At 65.2% G+C, this 21222-nt stretch carries 27 protein-coding genes and 4 tRNA genes; 23 read left to right on the top strand and 8 right to left on the bottom strand.

Annotation, left to right across the window (positions count from 1 at the left end):
- Positions 1 to 10 precede the first annotated feature (10 nt).
- Genes ACTDXD_RS02645 through ACTDXD_RS02635 form a run of 3 tightly spaced genes read right to left on the bottom strand, consistent with a single transcriptional unit; the run spans position 11 to position 1018 of the window.
- Positions 11 to 391, bottom strand: a complete 381-nt coding sequence (locus tag ACTDXD_RS02645; protein ID WP_440125658.1) for a VOC family protein — start codon at positions 389 to 391, stop codon at positions 11 to 13.
- Between the two features lie 22 nt (positions 392 to 413).
- The gene (locus ACTDXD_RS02640) at positions 414 to 860 is read right to left on the bottom strand and encodes a hypothetical protein (RefSeq protein WP_440125657.1); all 447 of its coding nucleotides are present in this window, start codon (positions 858 to 860) and stop codon (positions 414 to 416) included.
- Positions 857 to 1018, bottom strand: a complete 162-nt coding sequence (locus ACTDXD_RS02635) for a hypothetical protein (RefSeq protein ID WP_440125656.1) — start codon at positions 1016 to 1018, stop codon at positions 857 to 859. The genes ACTDXD_RS02640 and ACTDXD_RS02635 overlap by 4 nt, the downstream gene beginning before the upstream one ends.
- A 122-nt stretch (positions 1019 to 1140) precedes the next feature.
- On the opposite strand from ACTDXD_RS02635, the gene ACTDXD_RS02630 reads away from it, so the two are divergent.
- A complete protein-coding gene (locus ACTDXD_RS02630) occupies positions 1141 to 1425 on the top strand; it encodes a DUF4193 family protein (protein WP_440125655.1) in 285 nt (94 codons plus the stop codon).
- Positions 1426 to 1538: 113 nt separating this feature from the next.
- Here the strand turns inward: ACTDXD_RS02630 and ACTDXD_RS02625 are convergent, their stop codons facing one another.
- Positions 1539 to 2432: a 1,4-dihydroxy-2-naphthoyl-CoA synthase gene (locus ACTDXD_RS02625; RefSeq protein ID WP_440125654.1), complete on the bottom strand. Its 894-nt coding sequence runs from the start codon at positions 2430 to 2432 to the stop codon at positions 1539 to 1541.
- A gap of 62 nt (positions 2433 to 2494) precedes the next feature.
- On the opposite strand from ACTDXD_RS02625, the gene ACTDXD_RS02620 reads away from it, so the two are divergent.
- The 3 genes from ACTDXD_RS02620 (at position 2495) to ACTDXD_RS02610 (ending at position 4661) form a co-directional block, all read left to right on the top strand.
- Positions 2495 to 3133, top strand: a complete 639-nt coding sequence (locus ACTDXD_RS02620; RefSeq protein WP_440125653.1) for a hotdog domain-containing protein — start codon at positions 2495 to 2497, stop codon at positions 3131 to 3133.
- Positions 3130 to 4137, top strand: coding sequence for an o-succinylbenzoate synthase (locus tag ACTDXD_RS02615; RefSeq protein WP_440125652.1), 1008 nt, complete (start codon positions 3130 to 3132; stop codon positions 4135 to 4137). Before ACTDXD_RS02620 ends, ACTDXD_RS02615 begins: the two co-directional genes overlap by 4 nt.
- A gap of 83 nt (positions 4138 to 4220) precedes the next feature.
- Positions 4221 to 4661: a DUF6918 family protein gene (locus ACTDXD_RS02610; RefSeq protein WP_169690127.1), complete on the top strand. Its 441-nt coding sequence runs from the start codon at positions 4221 to 4223 to the stop codon at positions 4659 to 4661.
- A 117-nt stretch (positions 4662 to 4778) separates the two neighbouring features.
- Here the strand turns inward: ACTDXD_RS02610 and ACTDXD_RS02605 are convergent, their stop codons facing one another.
- Positions 4779 to 5870 carry a VanZ family protein gene (locus ACTDXD_RS02605; protein ID WP_440125651.1) on the bottom strand — a complete coding sequence of 364 codons (1092 nt, stop codon included), beginning with the start codon at positions 5868 to 5870 and terminating at the stop codon, positions 4779 to 4781.
- A gap of 58 nt (positions 5871 to 5928) precedes the next feature.
- Entirely contained in the window at positions 5929 to 6519 is a 591-nt protein-coding gene (locus ACTDXD_RS02600) for a flavin reductase family protein (RefSeq protein ID WP_440125650.1), read from the bottom strand.
- 95 nt (positions 6520 to 6614) lie between these two features.
- On the opposite strand from ACTDXD_RS02600, the gene menD reads away from it, so the two are divergent.
- The 4 genes from menD to ACTDXD_RS02580 all read left to right on the top strand — a co-directional run bounded on the left by menD (position 6615) and on the right by ACTDXD_RS02580 (position 10758).
- The gene (gene menD, locus ACTDXD_RS02595) at positions 6615 to 8234 is read left to right on the top strand and encodes a 2-succinyl-5-enolpyruvyl-6-hydroxy-3-cyclohexene-1-carboxylic-acid synthase (RefSeq protein ID WP_440125649.1); all 1620 of its coding nucleotides are present in this window, start codon (positions 6615 to 6617) and stop codon (positions 8232 to 8234) included.
- A gap of 50 nt (positions 8235 to 8284) precedes the next feature.
- Positions 8285 to 8716, top strand: coding sequence for a DUF3592 domain-containing protein (locus ACTDXD_RS02590; RefSeq protein WP_440125648.1), 432 nt, complete (start codon positions 8285 to 8287; stop codon positions 8714 to 8716).
- Between the two features lie 125 nt (positions 8717 to 8841).
- Complete coding sequence (locus tag ACTDXD_RS02585) at positions 8842 to 9984, top strand: glycosyltransferase family 4 protein (RefSeq protein ID WP_440125647.1); 1143 nt, start codon at positions 8842 to 8844, stop codon at positions 9982 to 9984.
- Between the two features lie 75 nt (positions 9985 to 10059).
- Positions 10060 to 10758 carry a demethylmenaquinone methyltransferase gene (locus ACTDXD_RS02580; RefSeq protein WP_440125646.1) on the top strand — a complete coding sequence of 233 codons (699 nt, stop codon included), beginning with the start codon at positions 10060 to 10062 and terminating at the stop codon, positions 10756 to 10758.
- 45 nt (positions 10759 to 10803) lie between these two features.
- Here the strand turns inward: ACTDXD_RS02580 and ACTDXD_RS02575 are convergent, their stop codons facing one another.
- Positions 10804 to 12027: a geranylgeranyl reductase family protein gene (locus ACTDXD_RS02575; protein WP_440127507.1), complete on the bottom strand. Its 1224-nt coding sequence runs from the start codon at positions 12025 to 12027 to the stop codon at positions 10804 to 10806.
- 144 nt (positions 12028 to 12171) lie between these two features.
- Here ACTDXD_RS02575 and ACTDXD_RS02570 point away from each other — a divergent pair, with 144 nt between their 5' ends.
- Positions 12172 to 13221, top strand: a complete 1050-nt coding sequence (locus tag ACTDXD_RS02570; RefSeq protein WP_440125645.1) for a polyprenyl synthetase family protein — start codon at positions 12172 to 12174, stop codon at positions 13219 to 13221.
- Positions 13222 to 13340: 119 nt separating this feature from the next.
- Complete coding sequence (htpX, locus tag ACTDXD_RS02565; RefSeq protein WP_169690004.1) at positions 13341 to 14204, top strand: zinc metalloprotease HtpX; 864 nt, start codon at positions 13341 to 13343, stop codon at positions 14202 to 14204.
- Positions 14205 to 14298: 94 nt separating this feature from the next.
- Here the strand turns inward: htpX and ACTDXD_RS02560 are convergent, their stop codons facing one another.
- Positions 14299 to 14790: a YajQ family cyclic di-GMP-binding protein gene (locus ACTDXD_RS02560; RefSeq protein WP_440125644.1), complete on the bottom strand. Its 492-nt coding sequence runs from the start codon at positions 14788 to 14790 to the stop codon at positions 14299 to 14301.
- Between the two features lie 150 nt (positions 14791 to 14940).
- On the opposite strand from ACTDXD_RS02560, the gene ACTDXD_RS02555 reads away from it, so the two are divergent.
- The 13 genes from ACTDXD_RS02555 (at position 14941) to rplL (ending at position 21144) form a co-directional block, all read left to right on the top strand.
- Positions 14941 to 15023: transfer RNA gene (locus ACTDXD_RS02555), tRNA-Tyr, on the top strand.
- Between the two features lie 273 nt (positions 15024 to 15296).
- A tRNA-Thr gene (locus ACTDXD_RS02550) sits at positions 15297 to 15369 on the top strand.
- Between the two features lie 44 nt (positions 15370 to 15413).
- Positions 15414 to 15486: transfer RNA gene (locus ACTDXD_RS02545), tRNA-Met, on the top strand.
- Between the two features lie 61 nt (positions 15487 to 15547).
- Positions 15548 to 15715, top strand: coding sequence for a 50S ribosomal protein L33 (gene rpmG, locus ACTDXD_RS02540; protein ID WP_031937658.1), 168 nt, complete (start codon positions 15548 to 15550; stop codon positions 15713 to 15715).
- Between the two features lie 87 nt (positions 15716 to 15802).
- A complete protein-coding gene (hadA, locus tag ACTDXD_RS02535) occupies positions 15803 to 16375 on the top strand; it encodes a (3R)-hydroxyacyl-ACP dehydratase subunit HadA (RefSeq protein ID WP_440125643.1) in 573 nt (190 codons plus the stop codon).
- Entirely contained in the window at positions 16362 to 16787 is a 426-nt protein-coding gene (hadB, locus tag ACTDXD_RS02530; protein WP_440125642.1) for a (3R)-hydroxyacyl-ACP dehydratase subunit HadB, read from the top strand. Before hadA ends, hadB begins: the two co-directional genes overlap by 14 nt.
- Positions 16788 to 16966: 179 nt before the next feature.
- Positions 16967 to 17039, top strand: a tRNA-Trp gene (locus ACTDXD_RS02525).
- Positions 17040 to 17072: 33 nt separating this feature from the next.
- Positions 17073 to 17498 carry a preprotein translocase subunit SecE gene (gene secE / locus ACTDXD_RS02520; protein WP_440125641.1) on the top strand — a complete coding sequence of 142 codons (426 nt, stop codon included), beginning with the start codon at positions 17073 to 17075 and terminating at the stop codon, positions 17496 to 17498.
- Between the two features lie 48 nt (positions 17499 to 17546).
- Positions 17547 to 18347, top strand: coding sequence for a transcription termination/antitermination protein NusG (gene nusG / locus ACTDXD_RS02515; protein WP_440125640.1), 801 nt, complete (start codon positions 17547 to 17549; stop codon positions 18345 to 18347).
- A 79-nt stretch (positions 18348 to 18426) separates the two neighbouring features.
- Positions 18427 to 18861: a 50S ribosomal protein L11 gene (rplK, locus tag ACTDXD_RS02510; protein WP_003937618.1), complete on the top strand. Its 435-nt coding sequence runs from the start codon at positions 18427 to 18429 to the stop codon at positions 18859 to 18861.
- Between the two features lie 110 nt (positions 18862 to 18971).
- Positions 18972 to 19685, top strand: coding sequence for a 50S ribosomal protein L1 (rplA, locus tag ACTDXD_RS02505; RefSeq protein ID WP_440125639.1), 714 nt, complete (start codon positions 18972 to 18974; stop codon positions 19683 to 19685).
- A 418-nt stretch (positions 19686 to 20103) separates the two neighbouring features.
- Positions 20104 to 20631 (top strand): 50S ribosomal protein L10, encoded by a 528-nt coding sequence (gene rplJ / locus ACTDXD_RS02500; protein WP_169689997.1) that lies wholly within the window; start codon positions 20104 to 20106, stop codon positions 20629 to 20631.
- A 126-nt stretch (positions 20632 to 20757) separates the two neighbouring features.
- A complete protein-coding gene (gene rplL / locus ACTDXD_RS02495) occupies positions 20758 to 21144 on the top strand; it encodes a 50S ribosomal protein L7/L12 (RefSeq protein WP_169689996.1) in 387 nt (128 codons plus the stop codon).
- The last annotated feature ends 78 nt before the right edge of the window (positions 21145 to 21222 follow it).

The raw sequence follows: 21222 nt of genomic DNA, 5'->3' as shown, positions 1-21222 counted from the left end.
GCCGACGGGTTCAGCGGAGATCCTTGCGAATCGGGTGGTCCGGCGGAATCTGCACCAGAACCACACGGATCCCGTCCGGATCGTCGATCCACATCTCGTGCAGCCCCCACGGTTCCTGTTGCGCGGCTCGGGTGATCACAACTCCCGCGAGCGTGAGCTCCGTTTGTGCGGCATACACGTCTCGGACCTGAAGCCACAGCGCTCCGTGGAAGCGTTGAGTGCCGTCGCGTTCGCCATGCGCGGCGATCTCGATCAAGCCCTGGCCCGCGAAGAACACGGTGCCGCCCGGATACTCCCGGGCAATGGCGAGGCCGAGGGTCCCGCCGTAGAACTTCAGGCTGGCGTCGTAGTCGCGTGGACGCAGGATCGTCCGGCTGCTCAGTATCTCCATGTCTGCACCTTCGCCGCCGCGCCTATCCTTCGGGCACAGGACGAGCCTCGTGCCCCCGCAATCCGTGGGTACGACGCGCCTCTTTCGACTCGGCCTCGAACAGATGTCTGCGTCCTGCGACCAACGTGTCGCGTACCTCCGCGTCGAGGGTGCGTAGCTCGGTCCAGTAGCCGTCGTCGAACTCCTCGACGAGTTGGAACGTCCAGCGCCCTTCGGCAACGTTACGGCCCACGAGTTCGCGCTCGATCCGGTCGGCAAGCTCGGAGCTGCCCGCGGCGCGGAGCATCTCTGCGGCCTGCTCGACCTGAAAATCGGCGTGGCCCATCAGCTGATGGAATCCGTACAGGTGTCCGCGTGCCCGCTCGACGGTTTCGAGTGCCTCGGACAGCTTCCCGACGGCCGCGACCGTCGCATCGGTGACGCCGTCCGGCCGCGTGTGCGAGGGATGGGGACGCTCGCGATCGGTCATGTTTCGAGTGTGCCCGACCCGATGCTCTGCAGGTTCGTCTTCGCCCGGTCGGAACTGCCGCGGGTGAGCAGTTCGAACGAGGCCTTCCACATCCACTCGACGTGACCTTGCCGGAAGCGGCGTAGCCGGAGTCGCAGTATCACGTCGAAACGGGTCATGCCCGACATCAGATGTTTGAAGCCGGAAACTCCTGGACATAACTACCGCCGAGGTGCCCCGACGCACCGACGCCCCGGCCTCGGGGCGGGACATAATGCCCCGCACGGACCAGGAGACCACGATGAGCACCGACTACGACGTCCGACGCACCAACGAGCTTGCAGGCACCGGTACTGCGATCGACGAACTCGACCTGAAGCCGACGGGACTCGCCGACGCTGACGAAGCCGAGGTCATCGAATCGCCGGATCTGCCCGGAGCGGATCTGTCGGGCGAGGAACTCAGCGTGAATGTCGTGCCGATCCAGGAGGACGAGTTCACCTGCTATCGATGCTTCCTCGTCCATCATCACAACCGGAGGGCGTCGTCGCCGACAGAGGATCCCTACTGTCTCGACTGCGCCTGACCTGCCCGCACCGCCGCATGTCGCGGCCCTGAATCGCCGCGGCCGGGCCGAGTGATGCTCGGCCCGATCGGCAGGTCAGTAGTACCTCGGCAGGTCAGTAGTACCTCGGCAGGTCAGTAGTACCGCGGGTAGGGGGACCAGTCGGGCTCACGCTTTTCGAGGAATGCGTCGCGGCCCTCGACTGCCTCGTCGGTCATGTACGCAAGGCGGGTGGCTTCACCGGCGAACAGTTGCTGACCGACCAGCCCGTCGTCCTGCAGATTGAATGCGTACTTGAGCATCCGCTGTGCCTGCGGCGACTTGCCGTTGATCTTGTCGGCCCACTCGAGCGCGACATCTTCGAGTTCGTCGTGGGCGACGACACGGTTCACCGCGCCCATGTGATGCATGTCCTCGGCGGTGTAGGTGTCGCCGAGGAAGAAGATCTCCCGGGCGAACTTCTGTCCGACCATCTTCGCGAGGTACGCGCTGCCGTAGCCACCGTCGAAGCTGCCCACGTCGGCGTCGGTCTGTTTGAACCGGGCATGCTCCCGCGAAGCGAGAGTCAGGTCGCATGTCACGTGCAGGCTGTGCCCGCCCCCCGCGGCCCAGCCGTTGACGAGGGCGATCACGACTTTCGGCATGAACCGGATCAGGCGTTGCACCTCGAGGATGTGCAGGCGACCCGCACGGGCCTTGTCGACTGTCTCAGCGGTCTCACCGCTGGCGTACTGGTAGCCGCTGCGTCCGCGAATGCGTTGGTCGCCGCCCGAGCAGAACGCCCAGCCGCCGTCCTTGCTGCTCGGGCCGTTGCCGGTGAGGAACACCACCCCCACATCGGAGGTCGTCCGTGCGTGGTCGAGCACGGTGTACAGCTCGTCGACGGTGTGCGGGCGGAATGCATTGCGCACCTCGGGCCGATCGAACGCGACACGGACGGTGCCCTGCGTGACATGACGGTGATAGGTGATGTCGGTGAGGTTCTCGAACCCCGCAACGGGGCGCCACAGTTCAGGATTGAAGGTCACGTCGTCACTTTAAGGCCGGGTAGTGCCGATGTGCGCGCGTCGGGCGGATAACGTGCAGGATCATGAGCGAGCAGAACAATCGAGGCGGCGACGACGCATACGAGCATCACGGTGGCTTCCCCGTCTACGAACCGGTGAAAGCGGGACCGAACTTCGGTCGCTTCGTCGATGCGTTCCGCCGGTTGCAGGACCTCGCGGTTTCCACACACGCACCTGATGACGTCGTGGACCAGGCCATCGCGCAAGCGGAGGCTCTCGGGGACCTGCTCGAGTCCTACGAGGTCCGGGAAGGAAAGTCCCCGGCCGGTTTCAACGTCGATCTCCCCGGACGGGGCAGTCTGCTGCTCCCGCCGTGGACGATCGAGCAGTTCGATGCCGGCGGTGTGCGCGAACGAGGCCACTTCCGCCGCTACCATCTCGGGGGTAACGGCGCTGTGCACGGTGGCACCATTCCGTTGCTCTTCGATGACCTGTTCGGGATGGTGATCCACGCATCCGGACGGCCCATCGCCCGCACCGGTTATCTCCATGTCAACTACCGCAAGATCACGCCGCTGTGGGACGAACTCGTCGTCGAGGGTCGCGTGGACAGCGTCGACGGACGAAAGGCGTTCTGCAGCGCCGAGCTGCGCACCCTGGACGGCACTGTGCTCGCCGACTCCGAGGCGCTGATGATCGAATTGCTCCCGGGACAGCCGTGACGCCGTCCGGGACCGCGGCGATCCCACCACTGAATGAGGTGCTGGCAGCCGCGGTCGTCGTGTCGCTCCCGATGAGGGTGCGGTTCCGGGGTATCACCGCGCGGGAGGTCGTCCTCCTCGAGGGCCCGGCGGGGTGGGGAGAATTCGGGCCGTTCCCTGAGTACGACGACGTCGAGTCCGCCGAATGGCTGCGTTCCGCGCTCGAATCGGCATGGCTCGACGACCCCGCACCCCTGCGAGCACACGTTCCCGTCAATGCCACGGTGCCTGCCGTCGATCCCGAGCAGGTCCCCGGCATATTGGCGAGGTTTCCCGGTGCGCGTACGGCGAAGGTGAAGGTTGCCGAACGCGGTCAGGATCTCGAACAGGATCTCGCCCGGGTCCGTGCTGTGCGCGAATTGGTTCCCCACGTGCGGGTCGACGCGAACGGCGGGTGGAGTGTCGACGACGCAGTGACGGCCTTGACCGAGCTGGTTGCCCAGGTTCCTCTCGAGTACGCAGAACAACCCTGCGCTACGGTGCCTGAACTCGTCGAACTCCGTCTCAGGTTGGAGCGCAGCATTCCGGGTGGGATCCGGATCGCGGCCGACGAGAGCATTCGGCGGGCCGACGACCCGATGCGTGTGGTTCGGGCAGGTGGTGCGGACGTCGCGATCGTCAAAGTTGCTCCGCTCGGCGGCATCCGCCGGGTACTGGCACTGGCCGATGAGCTCGCAGACTGCGGAGTGCCGATCGTCGTGTCGAGCGCCCTCGACTCGGCCGTAGGAATGGGAGCCGGACTTGCGGCGGCCGCGGCACTGCCGGACCTCCCGTTCGCGTGCGGCCTCGGTACCGGCGGCTTCTTCACGGCGGACGTGGCGACCCCCCGAGCCATGTCGAACGGCACACTGCCGGTCGGTAGGGTTGCGCCGAGCCGGTCCGGACTCGACGCCGTGCGCGTCGATGCGGAGCGGGAGCGATGGTGGCTCGATCGAGTGCGCAGATGCCACGCCCTGCTCGAGTGACTGCGGAATAGGCGCGGTGTGCGTCGTCGTATATCGTTCGGGCGTCCCAACAGTCACATTCTTCACAAAACGGAGGCATGGAAGTGGTTGCAGCTCTCGGTGATGCCCTGCTCGGCGCCGATAAACTCCCGGCGGTCCAGAGCGACGTCCTCGCACTCATCGACGCTGAGGTGTCGGACAAGAAGGGCGCGTCGGGCCTCGCACTCAAGGGCGGATACGCCGCGGTGAAGAAGGTCGGCCCGTCGATCGTGCCGGGTGCCGTCGAAGGTCTCCTGCCCGACTTCGTCGAGCGGCTCCAGCCGTTCTGGGCGGACTTCGCAGGCAACGGCTCGTTTGCCGACTACCTCACCGCACGCGGTGACGAGGTCGCAAACGCGCTGCTGGGCGTGACCGACGACAAGATCGCGGGTAGCGACAAGGCCGCCGTCAAGAAGGTCTACGATTCGCTCCGCGGTTCGGCGCAGAAGCACGTCGTCGAGGCTCTGCCGCGTCTGGGTGACCTCATCCAGAAGCACGCTGCGTAGGCCTGGACTTTCGTCGACGGTGCCGCTGCGGCTTCGGCCGCGGCGGCACCGTCGTCTTCCGGGCTTCGTCCGGCTGTGTCAGTGCAACCTGACGATGCCAGTGCAACCTGACGATCGTCATCTGTCGGCCACACGCACATCGGGGCTTCGGGTTCGGCTGTCGGACAAGCCCTGGCGCGCAAGGACACCCGGAAGACCACGTCCGTTCCGTGTGCTCAGCGCGGTCACCAGAGCCACGAACGCGAAGACCGGAGCGAGGCCACTGTAGGAACCGGGGAGTATCGCGAGTATCCCGTATCCGCCGATGCCGCCTGCGAAACGAGCGAGGCGTGTCAGCGCAGTCGGAAGCGAACCACCCGTGTAGCGGAGCCGTACCGCCTGATCGCCGAGTGTCCGACCGGTGAGCATCGTCATGACAAACCACATGGTGATCGCCACCGCGGTCGAAAGCACCTCGGCGACCCGCCCCTCGACGACCGTCGCGCGGTCTTGGGCCACGTAGAGGATGTAGGCCTGGACTGCGGTCCCCATGACAGCAGTCACCACCAAGTAACCGACCAGGTCGCACACCATTGCGAGCAGACGCCGCGGTTTCGTCACCGGCCGCGGTAGTCCTGGTGCATCGTTTTCGGCCGCACCGCGAAGCCTGCGAGGTACCAGCAGTGCCACCATCGAGCCCGCGATTGCGCCGACGGTGTTGGTGAGCAGGTCATCGACGTCGAAGACACGGTAGGCGCACGAATAAAGGCCCCACACGCCGGTCAGTTGAGTGAATTCGATGAACGCCGACAGCCCGAGCCCTACAGCACCCGCGGTGACCATCCCTCGTCCGCCGAGCGTGCGCAAGAAGAAGCCGAGGGGGACGAACAACAGGACGTTGAGAGCCAGCTGCATGAACGCGGTGTCTGCCAGTAGTGCGACAGGACCCCCTGCCGCGTCCGACCACGCATTGTCGATATCACGGGTGAACGCGAACAGATCTGTGTTGACGTCCGCGCACTGAAGCGTCGCGGGATCGGGCAGCGGCAGCAGAGTGTAGGTCCAGATTCCCCAGCCGTAGGTCAGGGCGGCGGCCCAGGTGAGGGCCCGGCCGATCGGGAAGGAGCCGTGCCGACGGTAACTCGCTGCAACGAAAGGCACGAGCATGACTGTGCCCGCTACGAAGCCGAGGAATATCGCGCTGGCGCCGAGCCTCAGCTGTTCATCCATATCGCGAGTGTGCCGTCAGTAGGTCAGCACCCGGGGAAATTCCGGAGGGCTCGGCGAGTCAACTCCTCGGTCGATCGATGCTCCGAACGGCCGGCGTGAGCCCCCACTCGATCCGTCCGAGCCGGCTCGCAGGGGCGAGCAGCGCGAAGTCCGGCGCATCGTCCTCGGCGAGGACGTCCTGGCGCACGGTCACCGCGACAACGTCGCCCATGACGACGAATGAGTCGCCGACCTCGATCACCCGATGCAGCGTGCACTCGATCGAGGCGGGCGACTGCGCGACCCGTGGCGGGCGTACCCGTTCGCTCGGCTCGGCGTCGAGACCGACCGCCGCGAATTCGTCGACGTCATGCGCAAACGGTGCCGACGACGCGTTCACCTGGTCCATCAGCGGCACCGACGCGACGTTGATGACGAATTCGCCGGTCTCCTCGATGTTGCGCAAACTGTCCTTCCTTCCCACCGACGTGAACTGAACGACGGGAGGGGAGGTGCTCGTCACAGTGAAGAAGCTGTACGGGGCCACGTTCGCGACGCCGTCCGCGGACGCCGTCGACACCCATGCGATCGGGCGAGGCACGATTGTGGCGGTGAGCAGGCGATAGAACCGTCCGGCGCTGAGATCGGAAGGCTCGAAGACGGTGCGCATCACACCATTGTCGGCCCGGTGACTCGGGATGCCCCTGCGGGGCCCGGCTCGGGTTGCGACCGGGTGCTCGCCGGGCCCGCACTACCCTGGTCGTCGTGAACCCGTCCACCGCCCAGGCCACCGCTGTCGTCGACGAACTTGCTCGGGGCGGTGTCCGGGATGTCGTGTTGTGCCCCGGTTCACGCAACGCACCGCTCGCGTTCGCTCTCCAGGCCGCCGACAATGCGGGCCGCCTGCGATTGCACATGCGCATCGACGAGCGGACCGCGGGTTTTCTTGCACTCGGTCTGTCGCTCGCTTCCGGACGGCCCGTGCCCGTCGTCATGACTTCCGGCACCGCCGTGGCGAACCTGGGGCCCGCGGTCCTCGAGGCGAACTACGCGCGCATCCCTCTCGTGGTGCTCTCCGCCAACCGGCCGTACGAGATGCTCGGGTCGGGTGCGAATCAGACCGTCGAGCAGCTCGGATTGTTCGGCAGCCAGGTCCGCGCCACCATCAGCCTCGGACTCGCAGAGGGGATCGCCCAGAACAGCCAATGGCGGTCGGCGGTGAGCCGTGTTCTTGCCGCCGCTCGCGGAACCAGGTCCGGCAACGCCGGCCCCGTGCACTTCGACATCCCGCTGCGTGAACCGCTGGTGCCGGATCCGGGACCACAAGGTGCCGTGCCCGAGGGTCGGCCTGACGGCCAGGCCTGGACCACGACGGTGCACGCAACCCTCGATGTGCCGGTGGAGATCGACATCACCGCCGACACCGTCGTGGTGTCGGGGCACGGCTCAGCATTCCGGCCCGAACTTGCAGGACTCCCGACTGTCGCCGAGCCCACCGCACCGTTGCACGGGCTTCCGCTTCACCCCCTTGCCCTCACGCAGATCGCGCCGAAGCAGGCCATCATCACGGGTAGGCCCACCCTGCATCGGCCGGTGTCGCGTCTGCTCGCCGACCCGAACGTGGCCGTCTATGCGCTGACAACAGGCCCACGCTGGCCCGACGTCTCCGGAAATGTCCTCGCGACGGGAACCCGCGCAGTGATCTCAGGTTCGCCGGACGACGCGTGGCTGGAACGATGCCGTCAATTGTCCGCAGCCACCGACAAGGCGGTGCGGACCCAACTCGACACCCATCCGGACGCGACCGGTCTGCATGTCGCGGCAGTGGTGACCGATTCGCTGCGCGAGGGCGACCAGTTGTTGTTCGGGGCCTCCAACCCGGTACGCGACGCGGCACTCGTGAGCTATCCGAAACCGGGTGTGAAGGTGCTGTCCAACCGCGGAGTCGCAGGCATCGACGGGACGGTGTCGACAGCGGTGGGCGCAGCCCTCGCCTACGAGGAAGGACGAACCATCGCGTTGATGGGCGACCTCACCTTCCTGCACGACGCTTCGGGTCTGTTGGTCGGTACACCGGAACCTCGACCTCGCGACCTGACGATCGTCGTGGCCAACGACGACGGCGGTGGAATCTTCGAACTCCTCGAGCAGGGTGATCCCCAGTACGCGGGCGTCTTCGAGCGTGTGTTCGGGACTCCTCACGGAATGGATCTGGCGGCGCTCTGCGCGGCGTATCGCGTGCCGCACAGCCGAGTCGATCTTCACGGACTCGCGATTGCGCTCACCGACGTCAGCCCACCCGCCGGTGGCATCCGGGTCATCGAGGTCACGACCGACCGCGCCGGATTGCGCGATCTTCACGCGGCGGTGCGGTCGCGACTGTGACGACAGAGTCCGGCGTTCGAAGCGGGCGCACAGCGGGTGCAAACAGCACGGTGGCGGCGGTGACGCGCGCCCGGCGGGTTGTTCTCGCCATCGCCATCGGCATTTCCGCACTGTCGGTGATCCTGGTGCTCGGGGCGTGGCGCAACGATCACACGATCCGATCCGACATGGGCACCGCCTCGGCCGAGGTGTTGTCGGCGGGGTCACTGCGATCCGCGGTGAGCTTCGTCACCCCCGATGGGGTGACGCACAACCCCGAGTTGGGTGTGCTCTACCCCACAGGTCTCACCACCGGGCAGCGCATTGCAGTCGAGTATGCGCGCAGTGATCCGGATCTGGTCCGGGTCACCGGCCGGGATGCGCGGATCGCGATCGTGCCTGCAGGGTCGGTGATAGTCGTCACCTGGGTGATCGCCGGTGGGCTTCTCGTGTACCTGCGAAGGTTCTCCCGGACCGAGCCGGAGCCGTCCCCCCTCGAGTGAGGCAGCCGGGAGACGTCCGCCGCGGACGGCGGCGACGCCGCCCGGTACGAAACGTTCGCTTCGTCTTCGTCGGCCGGTCAACTCCCGCGCACCTCGTCGACCGGCGCGTCGTTCATGGTGGCGTGGTGCGAGTAGCCATCGTCGCGGAATCCTTCCTCCCGAACGTCAACGGCGTGACCAACTCGGTACTGCGGGTACTCGAGCATCTCGATCGCGGGGGTCACGACGCGATCATCGTGGCGCCGGACACCATTGCGGGACGCGCTCCCGCCCCCGCCGAGCATCTCGGTGTTCCCGTTCACAGGGTCCCCGCGGTGCGAGTGCCGAAGATCAGTTCGCTTCCTGTCGGGGTGCCTCAGCTCGACATGGTTGCCGCGTTGCGCGCATTCGATCCCCAGGTGATTCACCTCGCGTCGCCGTTTTTCCTCGGAGCAGGCGGACTCGCAGTGGCGAAGAGGCTGCTCGTGCCGACCGTCGCGATCTATCAAACCGATGTCGCAGGATTCGCGGAAAGCTACGGACTGGGGGTCGCGGCTCGGGTCTCATGGCGGTGGACGCGTCGACTCCACAGTGGATGTGACCGGACTCTCGCCCCGTCGTCGTCTGCGGTCGACGCGCTCGTCGCTCACGGCATTCCTCGCGTTCATCGGTGGGGGCGAGGCGTCGACATCGACAGGTTCGCGCCGTCGAAGAGAGACGACACACTGCGCGCGCAGTGGTCACCGGACGGGCGTCCGATCCTCGGGTTCGTCGGCAGGCTCGCACCGGAGAAGCACGTCGAGCGACTCGTCGACGTCGCGCAAGGTGGGGCGTTCCGGCTCGTGGTGGTGGGGGACGGCCCCGAGCGCGCTCGGCTCGAAGCACTGATGCCGGAGGCAGTGTTCACCGGACAACTCGATGGCGACGATCTGGCACGGGCGTACGCCAGCCTCGATGTCTTCGTCCATCCGGGCGAGCACGAGACGTTCTGCCAGGCGGTACAGGAGGCGCAGGCCAGCGGTCTGCCGACCGTTGTCCCCGACGCGGGTGGCCCCCGGGATCTCGTCGCACACTGTCGCAACGGGTACCGGCTGCCCACTGACCGGTTCGCCGAGCTCCTGCCGGGGGCGCTCAGTGCGCTTGCCGATACGCAGCTGCGGTCGGAGTTCGGTCGTGCGGCCCGTCGCAGTGTGCTCGGCCGCACCTGGCCCGTGATCTGTGACCAGCTCCTCGAGCATTACAGGGAAGTGCAAGGGGACACATCCTGCATGCTCCCGCGCACCGCGTAACCGTGGTCTCACAGCACCGGTACGCGGGGTGGTGTCGCGGCAGGGCCCGTCCCACCAGAAGGTAACGTTTCGGCCGTGGCAAAAACTCACGGATCGCGCGCATTTCTCGACAAGGAGCCGCGCGAGGTCGCGTCCATGTTCGACGGGGTCGCCGCGCGTTACGACCTGACCAACACGGTGCTGACGTTCGGGCTGGACAGGCAGTGGCGTCGTGCCACCCGAGCGGCACTGGATCTGGAACCGGGGGAGCGAGTGCTCGATCTCGCTGCCGGAACAGGTGTCTCGACGGTCGAACTCGGCCGCTCCGGCGCGTGGGTCGTCGCGACGGATTTCTCCAAGGGGATGCTCCACGCCGGTGAGTTCCGGAAGGTGCCCATGGTCGCGGGCGACGCGATGCGCCTCCCGTTCGCCGACGCCGTGTTCGACGCCGCCACGATCTCGTTCGGTCTGCGCAACGTCGCCGACACCGACGCGGCACTGCGGGAGATTGCGCGGGTGACCAAGCCGGGCGGTCGTCTCGTCGTGTGCGAGTTCTCCACGCCCGTGCACGAGCCGTTGCGCTCGGTGTACATGGAAGTGGTCATGCAGGCGCTTCCAGGAGTGGCCCGGCTGGTGAGCAGCAATCCCGACGCGTACGTCTACCTCGCGGAATCGATTCGTGCGTGGCCAGCGCAGGAAGAGCTCGCCAAGCGTATCGAGGCCGCCGGCTGGAGCGACGTGCGGTGGCGCAACCTCACGGGCGGCATCACCGTGCTGCATCACGCCGTGCGGTAACACCGCGCGTCTCAGAGGAGCCTATTTCTCAGAAGAGCCGATCTCTCAGGAGAACAGGGGCTGCCGATCCCATCTCATCGAGACTTGCCCGCTGGTCCGCCACACGCGGGCGACCAGATCGTGGTCCTCGTCGGTGACGAGATTTCCCATCACCCGCACGGCCACCGTCATCAAGGCGCGTGAGCGCATTCCCACGGGCCCGGTCGAGGGAAGGAACTTCGGTCGTGTGAGCAGGCCGGCGAGTCGCCGAGCTGTGGAAAACGCCCGGCCGTAGTGCTCCCGCAATAATGCCGGCCAGGTCTCGGTGAGGTCGTCGCTGTCGAGGAGATCGGCTATCAGCCGGCCGCCTTCGAGTCCGTAATCGATACCTTCGCCGTTGAGAGGGTTCACGCAGGCCGCGGCATCCCCGATCAGGGCCCAGTTGCGCCCGGCGACACCGGAGACCGCACCACCCATCGGGAGCAGAGCCGATGCGACGCGATTCACTTCGCCGAGTTCCCATTCGGAACGACGCTTCGACGCGTACAGCTCGATCAACGGACGAAGCGACCCGTTCGCGGGGCGTGCGGCGGTCGCCAGGGTTCCTACGCCGAGGTTCACCTCACCGGTCCCCAACGGGAACACCCATCCGTATCCGGCCTGCAGGGCCCCCGAGTCGTCCCGAAGTTCGAGATGTGACGTGATCCATGGATCGTCGCTGCGAGGGGAGGTCGCGTAGGCGCGGGCCGCGACGCCGTAGACCGTGTCGCGATGCCACTGCCTGCCGAGTACTTTGCCGAGCGGAGAGCGGACACCGTCGGCGACGATGAGGCGTCGGCAGGCGACGGTGCGCGGGCCGTCGGCCGTGCGGAAGACCACAGCGGTCACCCGATCACCGTCCCGCACCACGTCGACCGCCTTCGCGCCCTCGGCCATCCGTGCACCTGCCTGAACCGCGGTGCGGCGGATCCGATCGTCGAGTTCGGTGCGAGGGACCGCACTGCCCGACGACGGGAACGCCCCCGACGGCCACGGAAGTTCGAAGCTGCCTCCGAAACCCTCCAGCCGCAGTCCGCGGTTGACGGTGCGCGTGCGCACCCATTCGCCCAGCCCGAGCCGATCGAGCTCTGCGACCGCCCGCGGAGTCAGTCCGTCGCCACAGGTCTTGTCGCGGGGGAACGTGGCCGAGTCGACCAGAAGCACTTCGTGTCCGGATCGGGCAGCCCAGGCCGCGGCCGATGAACCTGCTGGACCAGCGCCGATGACGAGTACGTCGGTACTGTCGGGCATGTAGAACACGGATCGGTGCGGTTCTCCCGCGGAATTGTCGGCCACCACGAGTCCATCTTCTCAGGCGCGGATCTGCGCCTCGACGAGGTGGGCGACGAAACGAGCGGCTAGGTTCACTACCGTGGAGCCGAGCCGACAGACAGGATGGGTACTTCTGTGAGCACTGAGGGGACGGCGCCGGCCGCCGGCACGGTGTCGAACACCATGGTCGCAGGTGTGGAACTCGGCGACCCGGTCCTGGCCGAGAACGTGCGGGACGGGTTGGCCGCGGTCGAGACGTTGATGGTCGAAGAACTGTCCGACGGTGAAGATTTCCTGACCGAAGCGGCGCTGCATCTCGCGAAAGCCGGAGGGAAGCGGTTCCGGCCGCTGTTCGCGTTGCTCACGGGGCAGTTGGGGCCGAAGCCGAACGACCCGTCGATCGTGACGGCCGCGACTGTGGTGGAGCTTGTCCATCTCGCCACGCTCTATCACGACGACGTGATGGACGAAGCGACCGTCCGGCGCGGAGCTCCCAGTGCGAACATGCGATGGGGCAACAGCGTGGCAATTCTCGCCGGCGACTATCTGTTCGCCCACGCGTCCCGGCTCACCTCCACACTCGGGCCGTCAGCGGTGGAGGTCATCGCGAAGACGTTCGCCGAGTTGGTCACCGGTCAGATGCGCGAAACCATCGGTGCGAGCGAGCAGAAGGACCCGATCGAGCACTATCTGCGGGTGGTGTGGGAGAAGACCGGATCGTTGATCGCCGCTGCCGGCCGGTTCGGAGGCACGTTCTCGGGTGCCGACGACGAGCAGATCGAGCGGCTCGAGCGTCTCGGTGACGCGGTGGGCGTCGCATTCCAGATCGTCGACGACATCATCGACATCGCGTCGGATACCACGGACTCGGGTAAGACGCCCGGCACCGACCTGCGCGAGGGTGTCCACACCCTGCCTGTGCTGTATGCACTGAAGGACGAGGGACCCGATGCCGATCGTCTTCGAGAACTTCTCGTCGGTCCCCTCGAGGACGAGGCAATGATCGCGGAAGCGCTCGAGCTGCTCGGGCGGTCGCCGGGGATGGATGCCGCCAAGAAGACCTTGCAGACCTACGTCGATCAGGCGCACGCCGAGCTCGATGCGCTACCGCAGGGACCTGCCAACGAGGCACTACGTCGCCTGGTCGATTTCACGGTCGCTCGCGTCGGGTAGTCACCGGGAACCTCCGGGTTCGCTCGTCCGTTGCACGGGCAGGTAGATGGGACAGATGTCGCCGGGTCGGGCAGCGGAAGCGTTGTCCGACACGAGCGATCTCCGGGGAGAGGCGTGACGTGCACGGAAATGCCAACCGCCTGAAGACGGCAGGGCTGCTGATCGGGATGTCCGCGCTGATCGTGTTCATCGGTGCGCTGTTCCAGAACACGACCATCCTGGTGATCTCGGTTGTGATGGCCGTCGGTATGAACGCCTACGCGTACTTCAACAGCGACAAGCTCGCACTGCGGGCGATGCACGCTCAGCCGATCACCGAGGTACAGGCACCGCAGATCTACCGCATCGTGCGCGAACTCGCGACGACCGCGCACCAGCCCATGCCACGGCTGTACATCAGTCCGACCAACGCACCCAACGCGTTCGCGACCGGACGAAACCCCCGCAATGCCGCGGTGTGCTGTACATCGGGCATCCTGCAGATTCTCGACGAACGCGAACTCCGCGCTGTTCTCGGTCACGAGCTGTCGCATGTGTACAACCGCGACATCTTGATCTCGTCGGTCGCAGGTGCGATGGCCGCGGTGATCTCGGGACTGGCGAACTTCGCGTTCTTCGCGAGTGCGTTCGGCGGCAACCGTGGGGGTGGTGCGAACCCCCTCGCGTTGTTGCTGGTGTCGCTGCTGGGCCCGATCGCGGCGACCGTCGTCAAACTCGCCGTCTCGCGTTCACGCGAGTATCAGGCCGACCAATCGGGGGCCGAGCTCACCGGCGACCCGCTGGCGCTGGCCTCGGCCCTGCGTAAGCTCGAACGCGGCACCCAGGCCGCACCGCTGCCACCGGAACCCAAATTGGCGGCCCAGTCGCACATGATGATTGCGAACCCGTTCCGGGCCGGCGAGAAGATGGGCCGGCTGTTCTCGACTCACCCGCCCATGGCCGATCGGATCGCTCGGCTCGAACGCATGGCGGGTCCGCTCTGAGCCTGCAGGCACAGCGCGGGTGCCTTCTTCGAGCTCACAGAAGGCGCCCGCGCGTCCGGTGTGGGGACGGAAATGGGGTCGGTCCGCGTCGTTCTCAGCGGTAGTTGACGAACTGTAATGCGATATCGAGATCTGCGTTCTTCAGCAGTGAGATCACCGACTGGAGGTCGTCGCGCTTTTTGCTGCTCACTCGCAGTTCGTCGCCTTGGATCTGGGCCTTGACGCCCTTCGGGCCTTCGTCGCGGATCAGCTTGGAGATCTTCTTCGCGTTCTCCTGGGAGATGCCCTCCACGAGTGAACCGGTGAGTTTGTAGGTCTTTCCGGACTGGGCCGGTTCACCTGCGTCGAAGGCTTTGAGAGAGAGATCGCGCCGGATCAGTTTCTCCTTGAACACATCGAGTGCTGCGAGGACGCGGTCTTCCGTGTCGGCGGTGATCGTGATGGACTCCTCGCCTGCCCATCCGATGGAGGCGCCGGTGTTGCGGAAGTCGAAGCGGTTCGCGATCTCCTTCGCTGCCTGGTTGAGGGCGTTGTCCACCTCCTGGCGATCGACTTTGCTCACCACATCGAACGACGAATCAGCCACGTTGAGAATCTCCACTTCGGATCGGTCGGTAGGGGTCTTGTGCAGCCGACGTTATCGCTTCGCGCAACCCCGTCACCACCCGGTTTGCAATTGAGGGGGGTCTGCGTTGTATTCTTCCAAACGCATCGAGGAGCAATCCCGATCGCACCCGGCAGATTGCCCGAGCGGCCAATGGGAGCGGACTGTAAATCCGTCGGCGTATGCCTACGTAGGTTCGAATCCTACATCTGCCACACAGAACAACCCCGGTTCCTCGAACCGGGGTTGTTCTGCATTTACAGGTACTGCCGCATTAACAGGTACTGCTGTAGGTGGCGGACTCCGGGGTTATCGGCAAGTGCTCGTCGACGGACCGTTCGCCCGGATGGTTCGCCGTGCGGGCACCGGTAGCGCTCTCGTGGTGTCCGTAGGACGTTTACGTGCACCGACCTGCCGATTTTGTACTCACGGCGAGTGTGTGTAATCTTTTGGAGGCCGCAGGGAGCAGAGATGCTCACGGTGGCCGCGCCCCCTTAGCTCAGTCGGCAGAGCGTTTCCATGGTAAGGAAAAGGTCGACGGTTCGATTCCGTCAGGGGGCTCGCTGGATTGGAGTGACGCCGATACATGCGACACTCGACACCGAGGCGGTGTAGCTCAGTTGGTAGAGCAAACGACTCATAATCGTTGCGTCGCCGGTTCAAGTCCGGTCACCGCTACCGAAGTAGAACGAACCACCCTGATCCGAAGCGATCAGATTTACGCGAAAGAAGGCATCCCGTGGCCTCCTCCACCGACGTTCGGCCGAAGATCACCCTGGCCTGCGAGGTGTGCAAGCACCGCAATTACATCACGAAGAAGAACCGTCGTAACGATCCCGACCGCCTCGAGCTGAAGAAGTTCTGCCCGAACTGCGGCACCCATCAGGCGCATCGCGAGTCGAAGTAGTCTGTTCGGGATCGACGTCGACGCGTGAGCTCTCCGCAGTGCCGCCCACGCCGTTAGGCGTTGAGCGGAATTGCGGAGGTTTTGCGTATGACTGGCACTCTCATGAATGAGCAACCCGTGGACGTGACCGAACGGGCCGGGATCCCGTTCGATGCTGCGGCTCACGCCGCGTCCATGGTCGGGCACCATTACCGCGTCGACGACTTCTACGAAGTCGGCCGCGAGAAGGTCCGTGAATACGCCCGCGCCGTGCTCGATACTCACCCCGCGCATCACAGCGAAGAAGCTGCCAAAGGTCTCGGATACGACGGCCTGATCGCGCCGCTGACCTTCGTGTCGATCATCGGGATGATTGCCCAGCGCAAGCTGTTCGAGGAGATCGTCACCGGATACGACCTCAGTCAGATCATGCAGACCGATCAGCGGTTGGTCTTCCACCGCCCGATCCAGGTCGGCGATCGACTGTTCTGTGACGTGTACCTCGACGACTTCCGTCAGGTGGCAGGCAGCGACATCATCACCACGAAGAACGTCATCACCGATCAGTACGACAATCTCGTGCTCACCACGTGGACCACGCTTGTCGGCCGCACGGGCGGTGAGGTCGACGCGAACATCGCGGAGGCTGTCAAGGATGTGATGATGCATGACGCTCCGTAGCTTCGATGACGTGACGGCGGGCGAGGAAATTCCTTCGCGTGTCGTGACGCTCACGCGTGGAAACCTGGTCAATTACGCCGGTGTCTCGGGTGATCCCAACCCGATCCACTGGAGCGACAAGGTTGCCGAACTTGCCGGTTTGCGCAACGTGGTCGGACACGGCATGCTCTCCATGGGCATCGCCGCCGGCTTCGTCACCGACTGGCTCGGCGATCCGGGTGCCGTGAACGAATACAATGTTCGTTTCACGAGCCCGGTGTTCGTGGAGGCCGATCAGGCCGCCGCAATCGAGTTCACCGGCAAGGTCAAGTCGGTGGACCCGGTCAGCAAGACAGCAGTGGTCGCGATCGTGGCGAAGTCCGAAGGGCGTAAGATCTTCGGGCGAGCCACTGCAACGGTCCGCCTGGCCTGACGGCCTTGCGGATTGGGTAGTCCCGGGGCAATGAAGTACACTAGGGCTTCTGGGATCGCATAGCGCAGCGCGCTGCTCTTCGGTACTTGTGATGTACCGGTGGGGTGGCGCGCGTGTCATGTGGTCGCAGATCGGCCGATCTGCGAGGTGTCGAGGTTTCGACACTCATGGTCGGCCAAAGGGGCGTAGCTCAATTGGCAGAGCAGCGGTCTCCAAAACCGCAGGTTGCAGGTTCAAGTCCTGTCGCCCCTGCACCCGGACTGCCCAGCGATCGAGAGGAACGATGTGAGCGAGGAGCGCGGTAGGCGCGACGGCGGCACCGGAGGGTTTGCACCCGGTGACGCTGGAACGGAAACCGGCGCAACCCCCGACGCTTCCTCCTCGGTCCCGCGTCCGAGTGGTAAGCGCGCAATTCGCCGTTCCGGCGCCGCGCAGACATCGGTTTCTGCCGACGTAGAGGGCTCACGTGCCCGCCGGTCCGTTGCCGAATCGGCCGACCGGCCCGCTGCGCAGAAGTCCGAAAACATCTTCAAGCGCCTGCGTCGATTCTTCCGCGAGGTCATCGCGGAACTTCGCAAGGTGATCTGGCCGAATCGCAAACAGCTGACGACCTACACGCTCGTCGTCATTGCGTTCGTGACCGTCATGACTGCGTTCATCTTCGGATTGGACCTGGCGTTCGCCCAGGGCGTCAACTGGTTGTTCGGCTAGCGCGTACGCGCGCCGGCAAATTGTGATCGACGAGAGGAAAGTGCCCCGGTGAGCACCCCCGAGAACGACTCCTACGAGCCCTCGGACGACGAGCGCGTTTCGGACGAGGTCGTTGTCGACGAGGCAGTCGTCGACGAGGCAGTTGCCGACCAGGCGGTCGTCGACGACCCCGAGACCGAAGAGTTGGTGGAGGCGGACGCTGCGGTCGCCGCTGAGACCGCCGACGATGTCGATCCTGCGGCAGCGCTCGAGAAGCAGCTGCGTCTCGAGCCGGGCGACTGGTATGTCATCCACTCGTACGCCGGCTACGAGAACAAGGTGAAGACAAATCTCGAGACCCGAGTGCTGAACCTCGACCTGAGCGAGTACATCTTCCAGGTCGAGGTGCCCACCGAAGAGGTCACCGAGATCAAGAACGGTCAGCGTAAGCAGGTCAACCGCAAGGTGCTGCCCGGCTACATCCTGGTGCGTATGGAGCTGAACGACGAATCGTGGGGCGCCGTGCGCAACACGCCCGGCGTCACCGGTTTCGTCGGTGCGACGTCTCGGCCGTCGCCGCTGACGATCAAGGAGGTCGTGAAGTTCCTCCTTCCGCAGCAGGAGAAGAAGAAGCCCGCCGCAGGTGCACCCGCTGCAGGCGAGCAGGCGCCTGCAGCCGCAGGCAAGCCGGCGATCGAGGTCGACTTCGAGGTCGGTGAGTCGGTCACCGTCATGGACGGTCCGTTCGCGACATTGCCCGCGTCGATCAGCGAGGTCAACGCCGAGCAGCAGAAGCTCAAGGTCCTGGTGTCGATCTTCGGTCGCGAGACTCCCGTGGAATTGTCTTTCACGCAGGTCTCGAAGCTCTGATCAGCTGATCGTCTCGACACACGAAAGCTTGCAGTAGGAATACGCAAGAACCACACCGAGCAAGAAACTAGGAATAGAGATGCCCCCCAAGAAGAAGAAGATCGCCGGGCTCATCAAGCTCCAGATCCAGGCCGGCCAGGCCAATCCGGCCCCGCCGGTCGGTCCCGCGCTGGGTCAGCACGGCGTCAACATCATGGAGTTCTGCAAGGCCTACAACGCAGCGACCGAGTCGCAGCGCGGCAATGTGGTGCCCGTCGAGATCACGGTCTACGAAGACCGGTCGTTCGATTTCAAGCTGAAGACTCCTCCTGCCGCCAAGCTGCTGCTCAAGGCTGCCGGTGTGCAGAAGGGCTCCGGCGAGCCGCACAAGACCAAGGTTGCCAAGGTGACCATGGATCAGGTGCGCGAGATCGCGAAGACCAAGCAGGAAGACCTCAACGCGAACGACGTCGAGGCCGCCGCGAAGATCATCGCGGGCACGGCACGCTCGATGGGTATCACCGTCGAGGGCTGACCCTGGCGGCGTCGCCCGCCGAGTCGACTCAGCAAGCAAGCGTGGGAGGGCCGGCCAGGCCCGCACCACTCCCGAAACATTCACCCACCGGTGAGAAGTTAGGAATCAACATGGCAAAGCGCAGCAAGGCTTACCTCGCCGCCGCCGAGAAGATCAACCCGGACACGCTCTACAGCCCGCTCGATGCGGCGAAGCTGGTGCAGGAGACGTCGTCCAAGAACTACGACGCCACGGTCGAGGTCGCGATGCGCCTCGGTGTGGATCCGCGCAAGGCGGACCAGATGGTCCGCGGCACGGTGAACCTGCCGCACGGCACGGGCAAGACCGCTCGCGTCGTCGTCTTCGCTGTCGGTGAGAAGGCCGCAGAGGCCGAGGCTGCCGGCGCGGATGTTGTCGGTGCCGAGGATCTGATCGAGCGGATCCAGGGCGGATGGACGGACTTCGACGCCGCCATCGCGACCCCGGACCAGATGGCCAAGGTCGGCCGCATCGCTCGTGTGCTCGGCCCGCGCGGTCTGATGCCGAACCCGAAGACCGGTACGGTCACCCCGGACGTTGCGAAGGCCGTCACGGATATCAAGGGCGGCAAGATCAACTTCCGCGTCGACAAGAACTCGAACCTGCATTTCGTGATCGGTAAGGCGTCGTTCGGCGAGACCAAGCTGGTCGAGAACTACGCTGCTGCTCTCGACGAGGTGCTTCGTGCGAAGCCGTCGAGTGCGAAGGGCCGCTACATCAAGAAGGTCACTGTCGCGACGTCCACCGGACCGGGCATCCCGGTGGATCCGGCGCGTACCCGTAACCTCCTCGAAGTTGCCGAATAGGCTGCGGTAGCACCTTCAGACGTTCTGCGAACGCAACGAGCGGTCGGCACGGAGTTTCTCCGTGCCGACCGTTTTGCATTCCGGCCCTGCCGTCCGCTATTCTTTACATCGTAGTTCGGCATTGTGTCGATCTTCACCCCGATCATGTTCTACCCAAGACCGTTGGTCACCTTTTCCGTATATGGAATCGGTTGAAGGTCCGGATTTGTCCGGCGGCCCACGCAGGAGGACGAGGTTAGGGAGTGCGAGAGAATCTGCGTCGAGCCTTCGGGCCGGAGCCGAATTCCACCGCCTTCTCCTTTACGCCCCGTGTGCCCTGCGCCGGGGCGTTCGTCGTTTCTCGGCCCAACGCCTGTCGCAGGTGGGACGTCCCGTTCGGGACGCCGGGAAAACGACTGAAACTGAGAGGAGGCGAAGTATGGCAAAGCCCGAGAAGGTCTCCGCAGTTGAGGAGATCACCGAGCAGTTCAAGACCTCGACGGCCGCTGTGGTCACGGAATACCGTGGCCTGTCGGTGGGAAGTCTGACCGAGCTGCGTCGCGCGCTCGGAGAGGGTGCGACCTACTCCGTCGCCAAGAACACCCTGGTCAAGCGTGCCGCCGCTGAGGCGGGCGTCGAGGGTCTCGACGACCTGTTCGTCGGTCCGACCGCCATCGCGTTCGTCAAGGGCGAGCCGGTGGACGCTGCGAAGGCCATCAAGGCGTTCGCGAAGGACAACAAGGCACTCGTCATCAAGGGCGGGTACATGGACGGCGACGTGCTGTCCGTGGACCAGGTCAACAAGATCGCGGACCTCGAGTCCCGCGAGGTGCTGTTGGCCAAGCTCGCCGGTGCGATGAAGGGCAACTTGGCAAAGGCTGCAGGCCTGTTCAATGCTCCCGCTTCCCAGGTGGCTCGCCTTGCGGCCGCCCTGCAGGAGAAGAAGGCGGCAGAAGAAGCCGCCTGACGCTGATCCGCATCACCGCGAATCTGCATCACCGCGAAAACAGATACATCCAGGCATGCCCCGGCATGCACCCTCCCAATCGGTCGCGGATCAGCGACATGGGACTTATCAGGAAGGACCGCCACCATGGCGAAGCTCACCACCGAAGAGCTGCTCGACGCGTTCAAGGAACTGACCCTGCTCGAGCTCTCGGAGTTCGTGAAGGCGTTCGAGGAGACCTTCGAGGTCACCGCTGCTGCTCCGGTTGCCGTCGCTGCCGCCGGTGCGCCGGCCGCTGCTGCTGAGGCCGAGTCCGAGCAGGACGAGTTCGACGTCATCCTCGAAGGTGCCGGCGAGAAGAAGATCCAGGTCATCAAGGTCGTGCGCGAGCTCGTCTCCGGCCTGGGCCTCAAGGAAGCCAAGGACCTCGTCGAGGGTGCTCCGAAGCCGATCCTCGAGAAGGTCGCCAAGGACGCTGCCGATGCTGCCAAGGCCAAGCTCGAAGAGGCCGGCGCCAAGGTTTCCGTCAAGTAAGACGGTTCACCACACTCGCGCGGGATTTTCCCGCGCGTAGTGGCGCGCACATCGAAGCCGCCCCCATGGATCTCGAAT

The organism is Rhodococcus sp. SJ-3 (assembly GCF_051918125.1).
In the GTDB taxonomy this organism is placed as follows: Bacteria; Actinomycetota; Actinomycetes; order Mycobacteriales; family Mycobacteriaceae; genus Rhodococcus.
The sequence above is the reverse complement of the archived record's forward strand: the minus strand, read 5'-3'. Positions and strand labels throughout refer to the sequence as shown.